General features: G+C 72.8%; 15 protein-coding genes. 11 read left to right on the forward strand and 4 right to left on the reverse strand.

The genetic code is table 11. The annotated features are described in order from the left end of the window. On the reverse strand, window positions 1-3,887 hold a 3,887-nt coding region (locus tag N2041_RS07030), incomplete at its 3' end, for a hypothetical protein (protein WP_297677198.1). An 81-nt stretch (window positions 3,888-3,968) separates the two neighbouring features. Here N2041_RS07030 and N2041_RS07035 point away from each other — a divergent pair. From N2041_RS07035 to N2041_RS07050, 4 genes are all read left to right on the forward strand, one after another. Beyond that, window positions 3,969-4,586, forward strand: coding sequence for an RNA polymerase sigma factor (locus tag N2041_RS07035; protein ID WP_297677200.1), 618 nt, complete (start codon window positions 3,969-3,971; stop codon window positions 4,584-4,586). Continuing rightward, window positions 4,583-5,395 (forward strand): hypothetical protein, encoded by an 813-nt coding sequence (locus tag N2041_RS07040; protein ID WP_297677202.1) that lies wholly within the window; start codon window positions 4,583-4,585, stop codon window positions 5,393-5,395. The genes N2041_RS07035 and N2041_RS07040 overlap by 4 nt, the downstream gene beginning before the upstream one ends. Further along, window positions 5,392-6,147 (forward strand): SIMPL domain-containing protein, encoded by a 756-nt coding sequence (locus tag N2041_RS07045; RefSeq protein WP_297677204.1) that lies wholly within the window; start codon window positions 5,392-5,394, stop codon window positions 6,145-6,147. Before N2041_RS07040 ends, N2041_RS07045 begins: the two co-directional genes overlap by 4 nt. An 87-nt stretch (window positions 6,148-6,234) precedes the next feature. Continuing rightward, window positions 6,235-7,068 carry a hypothetical protein gene (locus tag N2041_RS07050; protein WP_297677206.1) on the forward strand — a complete coding sequence of 278 codons (834 nt, stop codon included), beginning with the start codon at window positions 6,235-6,237 and terminating at the stop codon, window positions 7,066-7,068. Window positions 7,069-7,083: 15 nt separating this feature from the next. Here the strand turns inward: N2041_RS07050 and N2041_RS07055 are convergent, their stop codons facing one another. From N2041_RS07055 to N2041_RS07065, 3 genes are read right to left on the reverse strand one after another with little or no spacing between them, the layout of a single operon-like run. Then, window positions 7,084-7,626, reverse strand: a complete 543-nt coding sequence (locus N2041_RS07055; protein ID WP_297677208.1) for a hypothetical protein — start codon at window positions 7,624-7,626, stop codon at window positions 7,084-7,086. After that, complete coding sequence (locus N2041_RS07060; protein ID WP_297677210.1) at window positions 7,620-8,681, reverse strand: hypothetical protein; 1,062 nt, start codon at window positions 8,679-8,681, stop codon at window positions 7,620-7,622. Before N2041_RS07060 ends, N2041_RS07055 begins: the two co-directional genes overlap by 7 nt. Beyond that, entirely contained in the window at window positions 8,678-9,541 is an 864-nt protein-coding gene (locus N2041_RS07065) for an MBL fold metallo-hydrolase (protein WP_297677213.1), read from the reverse strand. The genes N2041_RS07060 and N2041_RS07065 overlap by 4 nt, the downstream gene beginning before the upstream one ends. A 122-nt stretch (window positions 9,542-9,663) precedes the next feature. Here N2041_RS07065 and N2041_RS07070 point away from each other — a divergent pair, with 122 nt between their 5' ends. From N2041_RS07070 to N2041_RS07100, 7 genes are read left to right on the forward strand one after another with little or no spacing between them, the layout of a single operon-like run. Continuing rightward, entirely contained in the window at window positions 9,664-10,332 is a 669-nt protein-coding gene (locus tag N2041_RS07070) for an energy-coupling factor ABC transporter permease (protein ID WP_297677216.1), read from the forward strand. A gap of 9 nt (window positions 10,333-10,341) precedes the next feature. Further along, window positions 10,342-10,668, forward strand: a complete 327-nt coding sequence (locus tag N2041_RS07075; protein ID WP_297677218.1) for a PDGLE domain-containing protein — start codon at window positions 10,342-10,344, stop codon at window positions 10,666-10,668. Continuing rightward, window positions 10,665-11,459 (forward strand): cobalt ECF transporter T component CbiQ, encoded by a 795-nt coding sequence (gene cbiQ / locus N2041_RS07080; protein WP_297677374.1) that lies wholly within the window; start codon window positions 10,665-10,667, stop codon window positions 11,457-11,459. The genes N2041_RS07075 and cbiQ overlap by 4 nt, the downstream gene beginning before the upstream one ends. Continuing rightward, on the forward strand, window positions 11,456-12,208 hold the full coding sequence (locus N2041_RS07085; protein ID WP_297677220.1) for an energy-coupling factor ABC transporter ATP-binding protein: 753 nt from the start codon (window positions 11,456-11,458) through the stop codon (window positions 12,206-12,208). Before cbiQ ends, N2041_RS07085 begins: the two co-directional genes overlap by 4 nt. 49 nt (window positions 12,209-12,257) lie before the next feature. Then, window positions 12,258-13,094 carry a SirB1 family protein gene (locus tag N2041_RS07090; protein WP_297677222.1) on the forward strand — a complete coding sequence of 279 codons (837 nt, stop codon included), beginning with the start codon at window positions 12,258-12,260 and terminating at the stop codon, window positions 13,092-13,094. After that, window positions 13,091-13,867 carry a Crp/Fnr family transcriptional regulator gene (locus N2041_RS07095; protein WP_297677224.1) on the forward strand — a complete coding sequence of 259 codons (777 nt, stop codon included), beginning with the start codon at window positions 13,091-13,093 and terminating at the stop codon, window positions 13,865-13,867. Before N2041_RS07090 ends, N2041_RS07095 begins: the two co-directional genes overlap by 4 nt. Then, on the forward strand, window positions 13,864-14,556 hold the full coding sequence (locus N2041_RS07100) for a glycerophosphodiester phosphodiesterase (protein ID WP_297677226.1): 693 nt from the start codon (window positions 13,864-13,866) through the stop codon (window positions 14,554-14,556). The genes N2041_RS07095 and N2041_RS07100 overlap by 4 nt, the downstream gene beginning before the upstream one ends. Window positions 14,557-14,558 lie beyond the last annotated feature (2 nt).

The following is a 14,558-nucleotide window of genomic DNA, read 5'->3' on the forward strand; positions in this document are numbered from 1 at the left end:
TCCTCGGCCTCGCTGGCTTCCCACCACGGCCGCGGCTCTTGGAAAACCGGCGCGTCGTCCGCCGGGCTCGCCGGCTCAGCGGCGCTCGCCACGGCGTCCTCGACCGTCTCCTCCGCCTCGCTGGCTTCCCACCACGGCCGCGGCTCGTCGGCGACCGGCGCGTCGTCCGCCGGGCTCACGGGCTCAGCGGCGCTCCCCACGGCCTCTTCGACCGTCTCCTCTGCCTCGCTGGCTTCCCACCACGGCCGCGGCTCTTCGGCAACCGGCTCCACTGCGGGGCTGACGGGCTCAGCAACGCTCGCCACGGCCTCTTCGACCGTCTCCTCGGCCTCGCTCGTCTCCCACCACGGCCGTGGCTCTTCGGCAACCGACTCCACCGCCGGGCGCACCGGCTCAGCGGCGCTCGCCACGGCCTCCTCGACCGTCTCCTCCGCCTCGCTGGCTTCCCACCACGGCCGCGGCTCGTCGCTCGTGACATCCGCCACCGGGCTGACGGGCTCAGCGGCGCTCGCCACGGCCTCCTCGATCGTCTCCTCGGCCTCGCTCGTCTCCCACCACGGCCGCGGCTCTTCGGCAACCGGCGCGTCGTCCGCCGGGCTGACAGGCTCAGCGGCGCTCGCCACGGCCTCTTCGACCGTCTCCTCGGCCTCGCTGGCTTCCCACCACGGCCGCGGCTCTTGGAAAACCGGCGCGTCGTCCGCCGGGCTCGCCGGCTCGGCGGCGCTTGCTACGGCCTCCTCGATCGTCTCCTCGGCCTCGCCGGCTTCCCACCACGGCCGCGGCTCTTCGGCAACCGGCTCCACTGCCGGGCTGACGGGCTCAGCGGCGCTCGCGACGGCCTCTTCGACCGTCTCCTCTGCCTCGCTGGCTTCCCACCACGGCCGCGGCTCCTCGCCCGTGACATCCACCGCCGGGCTCAGCGGCTCAGCGACGCTTGCCACGGCCTCCTCGACCGTCTCCTCGGCCTCGCTCGCTTCCCACCACGGCCGCGGCGCTTCGGCGACCGGCGCGTCGGCCGGGCTGACGGGCTCGCCGACGCTCGCGACGGCCTCCTCGACCGTCTCCTCGGCCTCGCTCGCTTCCCACCACGGCCGCGGCGCTTCGGCGACCGGCGCGTCGTCCGCCGGGCTCGCCGGCTCAGCGGCGCTCGCCACGGCCTCCTCGACCGTCTCCTCGGCCTCGCTCGTCTCCCACCACGGCCGCGGCTCGTCGCTCGTGACATCCGCCACCGGGACCACCGGCTCAGCGGCGCTCGCCACGGCCTCCTCGATGGCCTCCTCGGCCTCGCTGGCTTCCCACCACGGCCGCGGCGCTTCGGCGACCGGCGCGTCCGCCGGGCTGACGGGCTCAGCGGCGCTCGCGACGGCCTCCTCGACCGTCTCCTCGGCCTCGCTGGCTTCCCACCACGGCCGCGGCTGGTCGCTCGTGACGTCCGCCTCCCGGTGTTCGGACTGACCGTCGCCCCACAGCGCCGCCTGCACCGCCGCCCCGAATGCCGGGGAGCTCAGCTCCACCGGCTCCGGCGCCCAGCTATCGCTGTCGCTCCCGGCTTCAGGCTCGGGTTCGGCCTGGTCGAGCAGCCCCAGCGAGGGTCCGGCGTCTCCGAACGCACGCCCGACGAGCTCGACCGGTTCCGGCGCCCATTCGTCCTCGTCATCTGCTGCGGCACGCTCTGCCGGGAGGTCGCCGACCGGCGCCGCTTCCGGGACGAACCCGGCCGCGACCTCTGGCGCCCACCCATCGCTGTCAGCGGTCCCAGGGGTCTCTTCAGCCCATGCCGTGTTGGCGCCCGCGGCCGGCTCGCGGCCCTGCTCCTCGAGCTGCCACGCGAGCGACTGCACCTGCGCAGCGAAGTCGCTCACCGCCTCGACGTCGTCCGCGAGCGCCTCGCCCGCGTTCGCGCCCCACCCCTCCGGGGTGGTCGCCGGCGCCTCATGCGCAACCAGCCGGCTTCCTTCGAAGACCCCCGGCGTTTCCGCGGGCCCGAGCGATGCGCTCGCGCCCGTATCGTCCCGGCCGTCCTGTTCGAACTGCCACGCCGCCCGCCAGTCCGTGCCCGGCGCGAAGTCCGGAGCCGGCTCCTCTACTCGCTTCCGCCCGAACAGCCGCCCGAACAGGCCGCGCTTCTCCTTCGGCGGCTCGGGAGCACCCCGGTCATCGCGCACCGGGAACAGGCCCGCCAGCGGGTCGTCGTCGCCCGCCCGCTCATCCCCTCGCCCCGCGAACGCCGCGAACGGCGGGGAGTCGTCATCCCTCGGGGCCTGCCATGCCGCCGGGGTGTCGAACGTGTCGCGCGCCGGCTCCGGTTCCAGCCCTTGCGCAGCGTCGTCCTCGAACTCCTGCCATGCCGCGGCCGCGTCGGATACGCCGACGTCCTCCCCGGCGTCGGTCGCCTGCGGGGTGAAGGCCGCGAACGGGCTGGACGGCGTCTCGTCCGGGGTCGGTGGCCACGCGCCGGCGAACGCCGGCTCATGCCCCGCGGCCGACTCCGCCTCCGGCGGAGCGAACGCGGCGAACGGACTGGCGTCCTCGTTGCTGCCATCCTGCCACGCCGCCGCAAGCTCGTCCGCGCCGGCCGGCGCGCCCGGGGCTGCCGACGCGGCTGCGCGCACCCCGTCCTCGTGGTCCTGCCAGCCGAGCACCGGCCCGTCCTCATCCGCTCTCTTCCCGGCGTCGTCGGCCGGACTGCCGGTCTCATCCATCCAGCTCTCCGCCGGTGCCACGGACGCCTCCGCGCGCTCGCCCTGCTCCTCGAGCTCCCAGTCGAACGGCTTCAGGAACTCCTCCGGCACCTGGCTCAGGTCGCGAACGTCCTCGCCGAGCGGCTTCTTCTTCGCCCACTCGCGCATCGCCGCGAGGCCTTCCGAAACGCCCGTGCCGCCCTCCTCATCCTCCGCCCCGTCGCGGTTCAGGCCGAAAAACTCATCCCACTTGCTGCTCTTGCCGGGCTCCCGGCCGGGTTCGCCCTCGCCCGGCTGCCGCCGCCGGATGAGCGGCAGCGACGGCGGTGCCGCCCATTCGGCCGCAGCGCGCTCCTCGTGCCATCCAGCTGGGGATACCGACGCCTCGTCCGCAGATTCCCCTTCGTGCGCGTCGCCCATCCCCGCCGCCGCTGCGCCCGTCGGTTCGGCCGCGAATCCTGCCGCGTCCCACTGGCTGGCCTCGGGTGCCTCGCCGCTGCCGTCCCGCGCGGCCTCGAACCCGGTACCGAACCGCCGATGCCCCTCATCCCGGCCGCGCTCCGCCCACGCCCGCATCTGCGCGACGATGCTCCCGCCGTCGTCCTCGGCATCCGCCGCCTTCTCCCCGGCAGGCTGGTCCGCCTCCGGCCCAGGCCATGCCCCGGGCCCGAAATCCCAGTTCAGCCGCGAGCCGTCCTCCTGCTCGCGCCGCGGCCGAAGCCGCAGCGGCGGCGGTTCGATCGGCCCCGCCGGCTCCCGCGGGGCATCTCCGGGGCCGCCCGGCGCCGCGCCCCCGCGCGGTTTCAGCTGCAGCGGCTGCGAGGCGATCCCCGGCTCCAGCCGCTCCGTCGACCAGTCGTCATCGTCCTCGCCGTCCCGGTGCTCGCCCAGCCACCCCCCGAACGCTCGCTGCTGGGGCGCGGCGCGGCGCGGCTCGTCCTCCCCGTCCTTCTTCTTCCGCCCGAGCCCGAAGAGCCCGCGCTTCTTGGGCGGCTCCGGCGCCGGCCGGTTCAACACCCAGGGGTCGCGCCGCGCGCGCTCCGGCGGTTCCTGCTCCCCGCTCCGCACCCGCTCGCGGAGCTGCCGGTTCTTCTCCTCCTGCCGCTTCCACGCGTCGCTCGGGAGGTCGAAGTACCAGTCCTGCGGGTCCTGCTGGCCGGATTCCAGTTCATCGAGGGGCCGGCCCTCGCCATTGTCCATCGTCATCAGCGTACCATAGCCTCCCCGCTGCTCTGGGCGCGGCCTTCGCTTCGCCCTTTACAGCCGATTGACCTACCCTCGGCCCACATGACCGACACGCTCGAACCCCCGGACGAGCACCTGGTCTCTTTGTCAAAAGACGGCAATCTCGACGCCTTCAACAGCCTCGTCGACCGTTACCAGTCCCTCGTGTTCACCGTCTGCTACCGCCGGCTGGGCGAACGAACCGCCGCCGAAGACGCGGCCCAGGAAGCCTTCCTCTCCGCCTACCGCGCCCTCGGCCAGTTCAAAGGCGGCAGCTTCCGCAGCTGGCTCCTCCGCATCGCCCTCAACCAAACCCGCGACGAGCTCCGGCGCCGCATGCGCCGCGTCCCCACCCGGCCGTTCGACGCCGGTGACCCGGACGACCCCGCCATCGACCCGCCAGACCCCGCCGCCGACCCGGCCGCCGCCCTCGAAGCCCGCAGCCTCAGCGACGCCCTCGAACGCGCCCTCGCGCAGCTCCCGCCCGACCAGCGCGACGTCGTCCTCCTCGCCGACGTCCACGGCCTCCAGTACGACGAAATCGTCGCCGCCACCGGCGTCTCCATGGGCACCGTCAAATCCCGCCTCTCGCGCGGCCGCGAGCGCCTCCGCCAGCTCCTCGCCCGCCACCCGGAACTTTTCCCGCGCTCAGGACGTCTTCACGACCGAGGGGACGCATGATCGACCGCCTTTTCCGCCGCCACCGCGCCTGGCATGCCCGCATCACCGATGCCGTGAGCGGCCGCGCCGACGAGGCCAGCCTCCGCCGCCTCGACGAGCACGTCGCCCGCTGCGCCGCCTGCCGCGCCCGGCTCGATGAGGAGCGCGCCCTCCGGGCGGCCCTGCGCGCGCTCCCCCTCCGCGAACCCTCCCGCTCCCTCCGGCTGACCCCGGCGATGCTCGAAGCACCCACCCCCGCGCCCGCTCGCGCGGCGGTCCCCGGGCCGCTCCTGCTCGGCGCGCGCGGCATCGCGGCGGCAGCGGTCGCCGCCTTCGCGGTCGTCGCCGTCCTCGCCGTGACCGCTCCCCGCGGCGAAGACGCCGCGCCGCTCGCCTCCCGCGAGCATGCCGGCGACGCGATGGCGCCGCTGGCCGCCCCGGACGACGGTGATACTGCCGGCGGCGCCGCCACCGTGGCGCCCTTCGCCGTTACCCCGGAACCCACGCCCGGGCTGGCGCCTCCGCCGACGGGCGGCGCGGGCGCTTCCGGCTCCGGCCGCTCCCCCGGCCCCGAAACCACCGCGGAGCCCGCCGTCCCCGCGACCGGCCCCGGCGCGCCGGCCGATGACGCCGGTGGCGGCGAAGTCCGCACGACCGCCGCCCCGGACGATGCCGCAGGCAAAGAAGCACCCGCCGTCGCGCTCGCCGAACCCGGCGAGTCCGGCCGCGCCGGCCCGCCGGGCTGGCTCCTCGTCGCCGCCGGGGCGGCTGCTGCACTCGCCCTCGCCGCCCTCGCCACCCTCGAAATCGCCCGGAGGCGCCAGCAATGAACACGAATCGGCTCCTTCCTCTCGGTGCCCTGCTGCTCCTCGCCCCGTTCCTCCTGGTCGCCCCGTTCCTCCTCGTCTCCGCCTGTTCGAACGGCGAGACCACCGTCATCACCGGGGAGGCCCCCATGGAAACCGGCATCACCGTCTCCGGCACCGGCGAAGCGTCCGCCGCGCCCGATATGGCCACCATCGACCTCGGCATCGAAGCCTTCGCCGCCACCGTCGCCGAAGCCCGCGACCGCGCGGCGCGCGCCGCTTCCAGCCTCATCGCCAGCGTCAAGGCCAACGGCGTCGCCGACCGCGACATCCAGACCCGCCAGGTCGGCGTCAACCCCGTCTACGACTACTCCCGCCCGGGCCAGCCCGTCATCACCGGCTATGCCGTCTCGAACATCCTCACCGTCCGCGTCCGCGACCTCGACCGCCTCAGCCGCGTCATCGACGACGCCATCGCTGCCGGCGGCGAAGCCGTCCGCGTCAACGGCCTCCAGTTCGGCTTCGGCGACCGCGAGGCCCTCCTCGAAACCGCCCGGAAGAACGCCATCGCCGACGCCCGCAAGCGCGCCGAAACCTACGCCGCCGCCGCTGGCGTCCGCCTCGGCGACGTCCTCGCCATCAGCGAAACGGCCGTCAGCGGCCCCGTGCCGCTCGCCGTCCCGCGCGCCGCTGCCACCGGCGACAGCACCCCCATCGAACCCGGCGAATCCACCATCACGGTCAGCGTCACCGTCAGGTTCGCCCTCGAGCGGTAAGCCGCGCGGCGGCCCCGGTCCGTCCCGCGGAAACCCCGGGTCAAGCCGCACTTCCGGCCCCGGCCGCTCCGGCCCTACCCTGTCATCGTGAAGACCGCCGCAGCCCTCGCCGGCGCGACCCTCCTGGCCATCCTCGCCCTCGCGGGGACGGCCGGCATCGTCCTGCGCTCCGCCTCCGACGCCGCCCCCGCCCCGGCCCGCCCGGCCGCCGAGACGCCCCTCCCCCGGGCCACCCCGACCCCGCTCGCGGCCGCCGGCGACGTCTGCCAGGGCGTCGCCCGCATGCCCGACCCCGGCCAGCCCCGCCGCTTCGCCCCCGAGTACACGCAAATCGCCGAAGCCGCCGGCATCGCCATCGTCGCCAACGACCGCGTCTCGCCCCGCGCCATCGAGGCCGCGAAGAAAACCGTCGAGCGCTTCTTCGCGAACAACGACCTCGAAACCAACCTCGCCGCCGACGGCGCCTACGTCATCGTCGCCGCCAGCGGGCAGGGCGTCCTCGACCTGCCCGAATTCCGCTGCCTCGACGACCAGGAGGCGCGCGACTTCTTCGACCACGTCTGCGGCGTCGCCGATTCCGCCGATTACCCCGTCGTCACCGTGAACGAAGACGATCTTCTCGGGCGGCGCTCAGGCCCCTGCGGCGGCCTCAACATCCTCTACCACGAACTCGGCCACCTCGTGATGGGCTGGGCGCTGCCCCCGGCCGACTACTTCGACGTCCGCCAGTACTACGCCGATGCCATGGCCGCCGGCAAATACCGCGGCGATTACGCCGCCACCAACGCCAACGAATACTTCGCCGAAGGCACCCAGGCCTACTTCCTCCACGCCGACCTCGCCGGCCGCCGCGACCGCGCCTGGCTCCGCTCCTACGACCCCCAGCTCTACGACCTGCTCGCCCGCACCTACGGCGAATAGCCGCGGCCCTCGAGCCTACCCCTTCCCTTCCTTCCGCAGCACCGCATGCCGCAGCGCCGCCTTCCCGAGGTACTCATCCAGCTCCGGATACCGCGACCGCAGCGCCACCATGAACTCGTTCAGCGGCAGCCGCCGCCGCTCCCAGCCCGCCGGCGTATCGCCGACCTCCTTCGCCACCACCAGGTAGAGCGGCCGCACGGTCAGCGTCCCCTGTGGATACTCCCGGTTGTGCCGGGTCGCCTTGCACTCGAAGAACCCGATGAGCTCGACGAGCCCCGGTTCGATGCCCATCCGCGCCCGCACCTCCTCCTCCACGAACGCCTGCGCGTGCCGGTCACCCGTCGGCCCCTCCACCATCCCCCACGCCGTCTCGCCCGGCCGCCGGAGCACGTACCCGCGCTCGCCTGCCACCACCATCGCATAGGCGTAGTTCACCGGCGCATTCGCCGGCAGCACCTGCTCATCGACCCAGCGGGCGCGCCACTGGTCCTGCAGGTTCAGCTCCACCACCCCCGGCCACCGGGGTTCGTACGCGGCCAGCGCCGAAAGGTCTACCATCGCTGCGAACTCCCCTCCGTTCTGCGTCGATAGAGCGGCTTCGCGGCCACCAGCAGCTGCGCGTCGCCCGCCCGCAGCGCCGCGCCCGGGTACGCCGCCGCCGCGTCAATGATCGCCAGCCCGGCCGTGGCCTTCAATCCCGCGGCCCGCACGCACGACCGCACCTCCCCGGCCGGGCGGCCCTCGGCGTCGACGATCGCCGTCCCCGCCGGCACGGGCTCGCCTTCGAGCAGGAACGCCGAAAGGATGCGGCCCTCGCGCCCGCCGGGGATGCCGAGCAGCACGTCGAGGTCTGCCTCCGCGGGCGAAAGCCCCGGCTCGAGGTCCGGCGCCCACGCCGGGATGCACGCCTCCACCCGGGCGGTCTCGAGCGCCTCCCACCCCGCCAGCGCGACCCCCGCCGTGCGCAGCGTCCCCAGCAGGTGGCTCGCCACCGCCGGCGCCAGCACCAGCTCGAAGCCGTCCTCCCCGGTGCCGCTCGCCCGCACCGCCAGCGCCCGGAATCCGTGGAATTCGAACGCCGCGCAGTGCAGCGGCCCCAGCCGCCCCGGCAGCGCCTCCGCCACGTGCCGCGCCATCGCGGCCGCTGCGGCCGGCCCCGCCAGCCCCACGGCGCAGGTCGTCGCCGTCCGGTCGTCGATGCGTACCTCGAACCCCTCGCCGACGGCCGCCGCCAGCGCCGCGGCCAGCGCCTCCCGCCGCTCCGGCTCGCCGCTCAGCAGGTACGCCGCTCCGCCCGTCCGCGCTGCCAGCACGAGGTCGGCGATGTTCCCCTCCGCATCCAGCAGCGCGAACCGCCCCGCGCGCCCCTCCTCCATCTCGCTCGCATGGCCCGCGAGCGCCGCCGCGACCACCTCACCCGCATCCGGCCCCGTCACCATGAACCGGCTTCGGCAGCTCAGGTCGAACGCCGCCGCGCCCTCCCGCAGCGCCGCATACTCCGCCGCCGGGCCGCCGTAGTGCAGCGGCATCTCCCAGCCCCGCCGCACCCCGAACGCGGCTCCGAACGCCGCGTGCGTGTCGCGCAGCGCCAGCCGCATCACCCCCGCGCTCATGCCGGCACGAACGTCCGCCGGCCGTCCCGCTCCGTCAGCCGCCCCGTCCCGGGGAACGGATTGTGCACGCAAATCAGCAGCGCGTTTTCCCGCAGCGCCCGCTCCGCCAGCTTCTTCTTCGACTCGAGCGACATCAGCGGCAGGATATCGAACGCCGCGATCCACGCCGGCCGCTCGACCTGCACCGCGTGGTGCACGAGGTCGCCCGTGTAGATCGCCGTCTCCCCGCCCGAACTCAGCACGATCGACGCGTGGTCTGCCGTGTGCCCCGGCGTCGGCCAGAATTTCACCCCCGGGATCAGCTCCGTTTCCCCCTCCACCAGCTCCAGCTGCCCCGTCCCCTGCAGCGGCGCGAAGTTCTCCTCGAAATACGTGCCCCGCGTTCGCTCGTTCGGGTGCATCGCCGCGTCGAACTCCCCCGCCTGGATGATGTACCGCGCCCGCGGGAACGTCGGCACCAGCCGGCCGTCCTCCGTGCGCCGCGTGTTCCAGCCGCAGTGGTCCGCATGCAGGTGGGTGTTCGCCACCACGGTGATGTCCTCCGGCCCGAGCCCCAGCGCCCGCAGCCCCTCCAGCAGCCGGCCGTACTCCCCGGGGAAGCCGCGCTCCCGCGGGGTGCCCTGCACCTTGTCGCCCATCCCCGTATCCACCAGCAGGATCTCGTCGCCGCTCCGCACCACGATGCAGTTCAGCGAGAGCGTCATCCGGTGCTCTCGGTCGATGTTCTCCGGCCCGATGATCGGCTCCCACATCACCCGCGGCACGAGCCCCATCACCGCGCCCGCGTCCAGCTTGATGTACCCGTCGCAGATGACGGCGATGTCGAGGTTTCCCACCCGGTAGCGCACCGGCTCGTCCATGCCTCGAACGATACCGGCCCGCACGTCCAAACCGCTACCGCCGGCTTCCGTTGCCCGCCCCTCGTAGCTGCAACTCTTTGCAGGTAAACTGCATCTCGGAACGCAGGCACCCGGGAGAACCCATGACCCCCATCTTCCTCCTCCACGCCGCCGACGGGTTCTTCTCCGTCCCAGTCAGCATCGTCTTCTGGGTCATCACCGCCGCCGCCCTCGCCGTCTCGCTCCGGCAGGTCAGCGCCCGGCTCGATGACCGCGCCATCCCCCTCATGGGCGTCATGGCCGCCTTCATCTTTGCCGGGCAGATGTTCAACTTCCAGATTCCCGGCGGCACCTCCGGCCACCTGCTCGGCGGCGTCCTCGCCGCGGTCCTCCTCGGTCCCTACGCGGCCACCATCGTGATGGCATGCGTCATCGCCGTCCAGGCCATCGTCTTCCAGGACGGCGGCCTCGTCGTTCTCGGCGTCAACATCTTCAACATGGGCCTCATCGGCACCATCGGCGGCTACGCCGTCTACCGCGCCATCGCCGCCGCGCTCGGCGGCGAAGCGAAAGGCCGTCTCCCGGCCGCGGCCATCGCCGCCTGGCTCTCCGTCGTCACCGCCGCCGTCGTCTGCTCCTTCCAGCTCGCCGCCTCCGGCACCACCTCGCTCGAAGCCGCCCTCGTCGCCATGGTCGGCTGGCACGTCCTCATCGGCATCGGCGAAGCCATCATCACCGTCGGCGCCCTCGCCTTCATCCAGGCCGCCCGCGCCGACCTCCTCACCCTCCGCGACGCCCGCGCCGCCTCCTAGGAGCCGAGCATGTCCGCCGCCCCGAACTCCCGCTCCTTCCTCAAACGCTACGGCTGGGTCCTCGCTGGCCTCCTGATCACCGTCCTCGTCGTCGTCCTCCTCGCGCCCGCCGCCTCCTCCGACCCCGACGGCCTCGACCGCGTCGCCGAGGACAAGGAGTTCGTCCACAAGGGCAAAGACCCCGCCTACGAGTGGCTCCCCGACTACACCATTCCGGGCATCGACGATGAGCGCGTGAGCGTCATCCTCTCGGGCCTCATCGGCGTCGGCATCGTCTTCGGCGTCACGCTCGGCCTCGCCGCGGCCGTCCGCGCCTCCCGGAGGGCCCGCACCTGAACCTCGACCGCTACCTTCCCCGCGAGAGCCCCCTCCACCGGGCGGACGCGCGCCTGAAGTTCCTCCTCGTCATCGCCTTCATCCTCTCGGTCAGCCTCCTCCCCGAAGGCGCCTTCCTCGCCCTTGCCGCCGCCTGGCTCACCCTCGCAGCCGTCTCCCTCTTCGCCCGCATCGGCCCCCTCCCCATGCTCCGCGGCGCCTTCATCGCGCTCCCCTTCGCCATCGCTGCCTTCCCGCTCATCTTCACCCGCCCCGGCCGGCCCATCGCCGACCTCGACCTCGGCCTCTTCACCCTCACGCTCAGCGGCGAAGGCCTCATCGCCTTCGCGACCATCCTCCTGAAGAGCTGGGTCTCCGTTCAGGCTGCCGCCCTCCTCGTCTTCACGACCCCCTTCCACGACCTCCTCGAAGGTCTCGAACGCCTCCGGCTGCCCCGGCTCATGGTGGCCATCGTCGCCCTCATGTACCGTTACCTCGCTGTGCTCACCGGCGAAGCCTCCCGCATGATGCGCGCCCGCGCCTCCCGCGCGGCAGTGCCCCCCGGCCGCAAACCGCCCCACTGGACCTGGCAGGGCCGCGTCGTCGGCAACATGGTCGGCGCCCTCTTCATCCGCGCCTACGAACGCTCCGAGCGCGTCTACCTCGCGATGCAGTCCCGCGGCTACGCCGGCCACCTCCGCCACCTCCACGACCGCCCCTTCCCGCGGCCCCAGCTCGCCCTCCTCCTCATCGCCGTTGCCGGCCTCGCCGCGTTCGAACTCAGCGCCCATACCTGGGTGCCCCGCCCATGACGCTCGAAGCCCCTGCCCTCGAGCCTCGTCCCGCCGCAGCGCCCCTCGTCCTCGTCGAGCGCCTCGTCTTCCGCTACCCGAACGGCCACCAGGCCCTCCACGGCGTCGACCTCCGCATCGAACCCGGCGAAAAGCTCGCCCTCATCGGCCCCAACGGCGCCGGCAAGAGCACGCTCATGCTCCATCTCAACGGCATCCACCTCCCTGCCGAGGGCTCCGTCACCATCGCCGGCGTCCCCGTCACCCGCCAGAACCTCGGCCGCATCCGCGCCCTCGTCGGCCTCGTCTTCCAGGACCCGGATGACCAGCTCTTCAGCCCCACCGTCTACGACGACGTCGCTTTCGGCCCCATCCACATGGGGCTCTCGAAGGAGGAGGTCGAAGCGCGCGTTGCCCGCGCCCTCGAAGCCGTCGGCCTCGCCGGCCTCGAGCGCCGCCAGCCTTTCCACCTCTCCCTCGGCCAGCGCAAGCGCGCCGCTCTCGCGACCGTCCTCTCCATGTCCCCCGAACTGCTCGTCCTCGACGAACCCTCCGCCGGGCTCGACCCCCGCGGCCGCCGCGAACTCATCAACCTCCTCCGCGGCCTCGACCAGACGCTCCTCGTCTCCACCCACGACATGCGCCTCGTCGCCGAAGTCTTCCCCCGCACCGTCATCCTCGATGAAGGCCGCATCGTCGCCGATGGCCCCACTCCGGACCTCCTCGCCGACGCCGCCCTCCTCGAACGTCACGGGCTCGAAATGCCCTGAACCCCGCGCGGTGACGGGATTTCGCCTCCCGCTCGTATACTGGATTGGAGTGAATACCGCCGACTTCGACGCCTTCGAGGCCGCCGTTGCCGGTCACCCCGACGAGGTTGACCTCTTCTCCGCCGCCATGATCATCGCCCGGCTCGGCGGCCACCCGGTCGACCCGCACGCGGCCGCACGCGCGCTCGACATCATCGCCGAAGACGTCCTCGCCGAGGCCGGCGACCGCCCCTCCCACGAAGCGCTCGCCCACGCCATCGACCACCAGCTCTTCGCCGTCCGCGGCTTCCGCGGCAGCTTCGAACACTACGACGACCCCGAAAACTCCTACCTCGACCGCGTCCTCGAGCGCCGGGTCGGCATCCCGATCACCCTCTCCCTCGTCTACCTCGAAATCGCAGCGCGCGTCGGCCTCCCGGCCGAAGGCGTCGGATTCCCCGGCCACTTCATCGTCCGCTACGGCGAACCCGGCAGCTACACCTACCTCGACCCCTTCCAGCAGGGCGCCCGGCTCGATGAAGCCGAACTCCTCGCCATGCTCCGCGGCCTCGACCTCGGCGGAGCCCGCCCCGAGACCTTCCTCGCCGCCGTCACGCGCCGCCAAATCCTCCAGCGGATGCTGAACAACCTCCACGTCATCTTCCGCAACCGCCGCGACATCCAGCGCTGGCACGACACCATCGAACTCCAGCTCCGCCTCGCGCCCTGGAACGTCGCCCTCATCGGCGAACGCGGCATGCTCCGCTACCGCCTCGGCCGCCTCGATGAAGCCCTGCCCGACCTCGAGACCTACGTCTCCGTCACCGAGAAAGACGCCAGCCCGGGCGCCATCCGCCTGCTCGATCAGCTCCGAATCCGCTATCGCAACATGGGGGAATCGCGATGACCATCGAAACGCCAGCCCGCCACACCCAGCCCCGCGGCCGCCAGGCGCTCCAGCGCTCCATCGCCTGGTACCTGCGTCAGCTCTCCCGCGTCCTCAATGTCCTCAGCGATGAAGAGCTCGAGCGCCTCATCCCCCATCTCACCGAACGCCGCTTCAAACCGCGCCAAATCATCTTCGCCGCTGGCGACCCCGCCGAGCGCGTTTACCTCATCCTCAAAGGCCGCGTCAAAATCTTCCAGGTCGCCGACAACGGCAAGGAGATCATCCTCGACGTCGTCGGCAAGGGCGATGTCGTCGGCGACATGGCCATCGTCGAAGACGGCGAGCGCACCGCCACCGCGCAGGCCATCGAAGAGACCATGGCCGTCTCCATCACCTGGGAAGACTTCTCTCACCTCCTCCAGCAGTCTCCCCGCCTCGGTTTCGCCATGATGGAGCTCATGGCCCGCCGCCTGGCCGGCATGCAGCGCACCTTCATGAACATCGTCTCCAAGCCGGTCTCCGCACGGCTCGCCGATACCCTCCTCGCCCGCAGCGAGGACGGCATCATCCGCCTCGGCCTCACCCACCAGGAGCTCGCCCAGACCATCGGCACCAGCCGCGAAACCGTCACCGCCCTCCTCTCCCGCTTCGTCACCCTCGGCGCCATCTCCCCCATCCCGGATGGCTACCGTATCGAAGATGAAGACCTCCTCGATGACATCGCTGCCGGCGAAATCCCCGTCTCCCCGCGCCATCCCGTGAACGCGCCGGCCAGTACCATGGCAGGGTGACTCCCGCGGCTCCCGGTCCGCTCTCGCCGGAGCACCCCCGCCCGCTCCTCATCGCCCACGGCGGCGGCAACGACCCCGCCGCTGCCGCCGCCGCCATCGAGGCCCGCGCCGACCTCCTCGAGGTCGACCTCTGGCTCCACCGCGGCCGCTTCGAAGCCCGCCACGAGCGCCGTATCCGCTTCTTCCCCTTCCTCGTCGAAACCTGGTACCTGAAGCGGCTCCCTTCCGCCCACTTCGGCCTCGAAGAGCTGCTCGACCTCGCCGCCGGCTCTGGCGCCGGTATCCTCCTCGACCTCAAAGACGGCGGCGACGGCACCGCCGCCGCCCTCCACCGCCTCCTCCGCGCCCTCGAACACCATCCGCCGGTCGTCGCCTCGTCCCAGTCCTGGGCCGTCCTCCGCGCGCTCCACGACCTCATCCCCTCCATCGACCTCCTCTACTCCATCGACGTCCGCGCCAAGCTCGATCTCTTCCTCAGCGTCGCCGAGCGCGATCCCCTCCCCCGCGGCGTCTCCTGCCGCCACAGCCTGCTCACCCGCCCCGTCGTCGAGGAGCTTCGCCGCCGCGGCCTCGCCGTCGTCGCCTGGACCGTCGATGACCTCGACCGCGCCCAGGAGCTCGCCGACTGGGGCGTCGATGGCATCACCACCCACCGCGTTGCCGAGCTCCGCGAAGCCCTCCGCCACTAGCC

Origin of the sequence: Tepidiforma sp., from assembly GCF_026419595.1 — a bacterium.
Taxonomy (GTDB): domain Bacteria; phylum Chloroflexota; class Dehalococcoidia; order Tepidiformales; family Tepidiformaceae; genus Tepidiforma.

Coding starts and splice junctions, on each gene's coding strand:
- N2041_RS07065 (WP_297677213.1), bottom strand. CDS start 9,541: ATGGACGAGCCGGTGCGCTACCGGGTGGGAAACCTCGACATCGCCGTC.
- N2041_RS07060 (WP_297677210.1), bottom strand. CDS start 8,681: ATGAGCGCGGGGGTGATGCGGCTGGCGCTGCGCGACACGCACGCGGCG.
- N2041_RS07075 (WP_297677218.1), top strand. CDS start 10,342: ATGTCCGCCGCCCCGAACTCCCGCTCCTTCCTCAAACGCTACGGCTGG.
- N2041_RS07055 (WP_297677208.1), bottom strand. CDS start 7,626: ATGGTAGACCTTTCGGCGCTGGCCGCGTACGAACCCCGGTGGCCGGGG.
- N2041_RS07070 (WP_297677216.1), top strand. CDS start 9,664: ATGACCCCCATCTTCCTCCTCCACGCCGCCGACGGGTTCTTCTCCGTC.
- N2041_RS07045 (WP_297677204.1), top strand. CDS start 5,392: ATGAACACGAATCGGCTCCTTCCTCTCGGTGCCCTGCTGCTCCTCGCC.
- N2041_RS07040 (WP_297677202.1), top strand. CDS start 4,583: ATGATCGACCGCCTTTTCCGCCGCCACCGCGCCTGGCATGCCCGCATC.
- N2041_RS07035 (WP_297677200.1), top strand. CDS start 3,969: ATGACCGACACGCTCGAACCCCCGGACGAGCACCTGGTCTCTTTGTCA.
- N2041_RS07085 (WP_297677220.1), top strand. CDS start 11,456: ATGACGCTCGAAGCCCCTGCCCTCGAGCCTCGTCCCGCCGCAGCGCCC.
- N2041_RS07095 (WP_297677224.1), top strand. CDS start 13,091: ATGACCATCGAAACGCCAGCCCGCCACACCCAGCCCCGCGGCCGCCAG.